Raw genomic sequence first — 4,819 nt, 5'->3', positions numbered from 1 at the left:
AATATAAACGGGTACCATCTTGATACAACCCACTGTTCGCCTGTTTAAAACCACGAATAATAAACCAATCTTGCTTGTTATCTTCGCCGAAATAATTAGTTTGAATGCTTGGTGTGTACTGTAGTGCGTCAGAAATGCTAATAGAGGCACGATCATCCATTTGCTCTCGCGTAACAACAGACACCGCTCTTGGAGTCTCATTGATAGCAATATCAGTTTTCGTCGCTGCCCGACTCTTCGCTCCGAGATAACTAAAATCAGGACCAACTGCACTGTCTTGCTGCTGTCCAATCACAACTATATTTTCATCTTCCTGAGCCAAGACATTTGGCGTTGATAAAGCTAATACAACCGCCATCGACGTTGGTGTCAGCATAAACTGCCGAGTCATATTCTTCTCCTTTTTGTCGGCAGCCAAACCAACCCTTCATGACTTCAGCGACCGCTGAAAGAAAAGCGAGTTACGGCATCGCCAGTTGTTTCCGTAAAAGACAAACCAGAGGTTTTGCATAAAGCACTCGCATAGGTTACGAATGCCACTACGAGTGCTTATTTGTATAAGTACTTTCTTGGTTGAGGCTTAGCTCATTTCTATAAGCGGCGTAAACCCCACATTAAATACAAACCGCCAATGAGAGACGCCATAAGCCCTGTTGGTATTTCTTGCGGGTAAAGGATCTGTCGTCCCAACCAATCAGCCAACAACATCACCCCTGCCCCCAGTATCGCGGCGCATAACATGTGTTGTGACGCTTTGTTAAAACCAAATAAGCGAGCTAAATGCGGAGCCAACAACCCAACAAAGCTAATCGGGCCAACAACCAATGTCGCACTGACCGTGAGACAAGCAACTAAAAGAAGCAGTATTGCGCGTGAACGATCAACTCGAATTCCAAGTGCTTTAGAGGAAGCGGCACCGACAGGAAGAATATCTAGCCATCTTACGCAGAGAAAACTCAACCCTATAAAGACAAGCGCAGATAAGGACAATGGGAGTAACGTTTCAACCGAAACATAGTAGGTAGACCCAGACAACCAAGCCAATGCTTGATAACTTCTTGGGTCACCAGTGGCTAGAATAAAGCTCTGTATTGCATTCATCAGTGCGGTTATTGCAATACCAGTCAACAAAATACGCTCCGGCTGAAAGCCTGACTTACGGTTTAGCAGCACAATGACTAATACCGTCGCTAATGCGCCTACGAGCCCGCCTAGAGAAAGAGTGAAAATTGACGAACCAAACCCAGTAAACATCGCGATGATCAATCCCATCGCTGTCCCTGAACTGATACCGATCACTTCAGGACTTGCCATTGGGTTTCCACTTAGGCGTTGAATCATGGTTCCAGCAATCGCTAACATTGCCCCCGCAATTGCTGCTGCAAATAATCTAGGTGCGCGCCATTCCAAAAAAATCCAATTTTGGCTAGCAAATAAATTTGTCCACCCTTCATTTTGCACAGCAACCGTGGCAAAAAGAACAACAGAAATTAACGTGCCGATCAACGCCAATGAGATCGCTTTAGGGTTTAGCTTATAAACATGTTGACGGTGTCGAGTTAACACTGTTTGAGTATGGCCCTGCGTCTTTTGTGATAAACGAGGTAACAGCCATAACAGTAGCGGAGCGCCCAGTGCAGCGGTTGCTGCTCCCGTTGGTATAAAACTCGCCATTATCCCTGGCAGTTGCTGAATAACCAAATCGGTTAAAGTCAATAACATGGCACCAATCAGCATTGATACCCAAAGCTTATGCTGGATTTTATTGATACCTATCAATCGAGTAATCGCTGGCGCCGCTAACCCGATGAAACCGATGATTCCTACGGCAGAAACCACCCAAGAAGTGATTAACACCGCAAGCCCAAGACAGACAAAACGCAACTTAGCTAGCGAGACACCTAAACTCTTGGCACCTTGCTCGGAGAGTTCCAACAGACTTAACGGCTTTGCAATCACAAATGCAACGACCGTAGCAAGTGCGATTCGAGGGGCAAGATACGAGAAATCTCCCCATCCACTCTGAACAAGCGAACCGGCTCCCCATATCATTAACCCATTCAGCTTTTCGGTATTCATCATCAGAATAACCGTACTTAATGATGCAAAGTACAGGTTTATCACTAACCCAGAAACGACGACAACCGTTGGAGATAACGCTCGTCGCCATGACAACAGCATCACCAACCCCATCGATATCAGACCGCCGATGAGAGCAACCAAATTAGGCGCGATATCCAACATCCAAGGTGCGAATAGCGTAGCTAACATCAAAGCAAAACTTGAACCGCTCGCCACACCAAGTGTCGTGGGTGAAGCGAGAGGGTTACGCAGCACTTGCTGCATCAATACCCCAGCAACCGCTAATCCAGCACCAGATATAATCGTGGTGAAGACTCGAGGCCACCAGCTAAAGTGAAGTAAAACAGAATCGATAGATTGAAAGTTAGGCTCCCATAAACTGCTTAGAGCTAACGAAAATGAGCTTACTTGGTACAATTGGAAAGCACCAATAGAAAAGGTAAATGCCGAAAGTAACACCACAAAGCTTAAAGGCATCGTTTTCATTGTGTTAACTCCTCGACCTTACTCGCCGTAACTAACTCTGCGAAACGGAGGGCTGAAGGCATAGAACCAAAACTCCAAACGGGCGCGACTTGCATGACCTTTTCACCAGATTGTTGAACAACATATTGCCAAAATGGGTCTTGAGAGAGCTGCTCCGCTCCACCGTAAGGTAATGGCTCTACGATAACAATTTGAGCTTTTATGCCAGCTAACTTGTCGATGCCAACTAGGCTAAAGCCCCAGCTATTCGTCTTTTCATTCCATGCATTACTCAGCCCAATCTTTTCGATAGCCTGAGAGTAAAGACTATTTTGACCAAAAACACGTACGTGCTTTGTATCCATAAACTGAATCATTAGTAGTGGCGGCTGGCCTTTATTTATACGCTGTTTTAATAAAGACAAACGTTTTTCATATTGTTGGATAAGCGCCTCTGCTTCCGCCTCTCTTCCCAGCTCTTCACCAAACCTCCGAGTGAAACTGGTAAGTACCGACCAATCCGTAATTCCGCTTTCATATAAGTCAATGGTGGTAACCGGGGCGATATCAACTAAGCGATGCTTCATTGAGGAAAAGTACGGGGCAATAAAAATACGATCAGGTCTGAGCTCGTAAATGCGCTCTATATTGGGTTGAGTTCTTAACCCTACATCCTTAGTTTGAGGTGGTAACGGTGGCGATTTTACCCAAGCATCGTAATCTTGCCCTTGAGCAACGCCTACAGGTACGACCCCTAAAGCCAACATCGTTTCAGTTTGTGTCCAATCAACCGACATCACCCGAGGTGATGCGTCAGCTAGTGCTTGAAAAGAACTGACCAAAAGCGCACTAAGTGAGAGAGCGAAAGAGAAATGTTTAAGTCGAGTGTTTGTACTGCTCATTATTCCAACCTTTAGCTTGGCATCGCCACCGGATAACCCGCGGGGTGGTCAGAGATCATCATCTCTATCCCATATATGTCCCTCAACTTAGGTTCAGTAAACACCTGTTCAACATTGCCTTGTGCAATCAAATCACCTTGATGTAATGCAACGATGTAGTCGCAAAATCGTGCAGCCAAGTTGATGTCGTGTAATACGATAATAACGCCCAAACCCAGTTCTTGACTGAGTTTAGAGATAAGCTTCAACATATCGACTTGATGGCTGATATCTAGCGCAGACAAAGGCTCATCAAGAAGCAAATACTCGGTTTTTTGGGCTAACAGCATAGCTAGCCACACACGTTGACGCTCTCCTCCAGATAACGTGTCCACTAAGCGATCTGCGTATTTTAGTGTGCCTGTCATCGCCATTGCTTCTTCAACAATGTCGTGATCTTTCTTACTCAAACGTCCAAGTAAACCATGCCATGGATAACGACCAAAACCGACTAAATCTCGACCTAAAATACTGTCGGTCACCGGAAGATGCTGAGGCAAGTAGGCAATGTGTTGGGCGAATTTTTTCGCTGAGAGATCGTTAATGCTCGTTCCATGCAGAACCACGTCACCAGCTGTGTATTGCTGTTGCTGTGCCAGCAACTTTAACAATGTGGATTTTCCTGAACCATTGTGTCCAACAAGGGCGTATGTTTTTCCGGGTTCAAATGTCACATCAAACGCTTTTAGCAATGACTTGCCTTCAATCTCAAACTGGAGTGCTTTAGCTTCCAACATCCCTACTTCACCTAATAGCCATTTACGAATAACAGTTATTCAAAGCTCTCATTCGTTGATCACGTTTGCCGTTCTTATTCAACAGAACGATTAATAAGGGAGGTTTTATATAACAACAAAGATACAAATGCAAACCGTTGTCATTATCATTACATCAACAAGATCATTGAGAGAATTGCTAAGTGTTAGTGATAATTTGCTCAGCTGAACTTCATTAGTAAATTATAGGCAGGTCAACGAGAGCAGCGGTCTCCCACTGCTCTCGAATAAATTTGAACGAATACTGCAGCGTATGAAGAAATGAAAAATGCCGCAGTGAATACATTAATGACGAGCGTCAGCGCCAAACTCTACTTCTTTATAGATATCGGCCAGCGACTTTTTACCTTGTTTGTCTTTGGCTGAACGCTTTTTCTTAGTTTGATAATGGTATTCTTGCTCCTGAAGTGCTTGTTCGTGCTCTTTTGCTGACTCAACAAACTCAGGATTTGCAAGTGCTTGTTGGCGTAAGCGGTTTACTCTTTCAAGGGTTTCCCACAACATACTTCACCTCCAAACTTATTACTGTATATAAAAACAGTATTGTTTAAATAT

The 4,819-nt window shown here is 44.5% G+C and carries 5 protein-coding genes; all 5 read right to left on the bottom strand.

All coding sequences use genetic code 11. The features are described from left to right. On the bottom strand, positions 1-391 hold a 391-nt coding region (locus tag CAG68_RS06875; protein WP_161440959.1), incomplete at its 3' end, for a TonB-dependent receptor plug domain-containing protein. 200 nt (positions 392-591) lie between these two features. Then, positions 592-2,568: a Fe(3+)-hydroxamate ABC transporter permease FhuB gene (gene fhuB / locus CAG68_RS06870; protein WP_161440958.1), complete on the bottom strand. Its 1,977-nt coding sequence runs from the start codon at positions 2,566-2,568 to the stop codon at positions 592-594. After that, on the bottom strand, positions 2,565-3,449 hold the full coding sequence (locus CAG68_RS06865) for an iron-siderophore ABC transporter substrate-binding protein (protein WP_005377718.1): 885 nt from the start codon (positions 3,447-3,449) through the stop codon (positions 2,565-2,567). Before CAG68_RS06865 ends, fhuB begins: the two co-directional genes overlap by 4 nt. An 11-nt stretch (positions 3,450-3,460) precedes the next feature. Continuing rightward, entirely contained in the window at positions 3,461-4,225 is a 765-nt protein-coding gene (locus CAG68_RS06860) for an ABC transporter ATP-binding protein (RefSeq protein WP_005389081.1), read from the bottom strand. A gap of 324 nt (positions 4,226-4,549) precedes the next feature. After that, complete coding sequence (locus CAG68_RS06855) at positions 4,550-4,768, bottom strand: hypothetical protein (protein ID WP_005377723.1); 219 nt, start codon at positions 4,766-4,768, stop codon at positions 4,550-4,552. Positions 4,769-4,819: the final 51 nt, after the last annotated feature.

The sequence above is a fragment of the Vibrio sp. V42_P2S4T144 genome (genome assembly GCF_009904715.1).
GTDB lineage: Bacteria > Pseudomonadota > Gammaproteobacteria > Enterobacterales > Vibrionaceae > Vibrio > Vibrio alginolyticus.
Note: the sequence above shows the minus strand (reverse complement) of the source record. Positions and strands in the feature narration are given on the sequence as shown.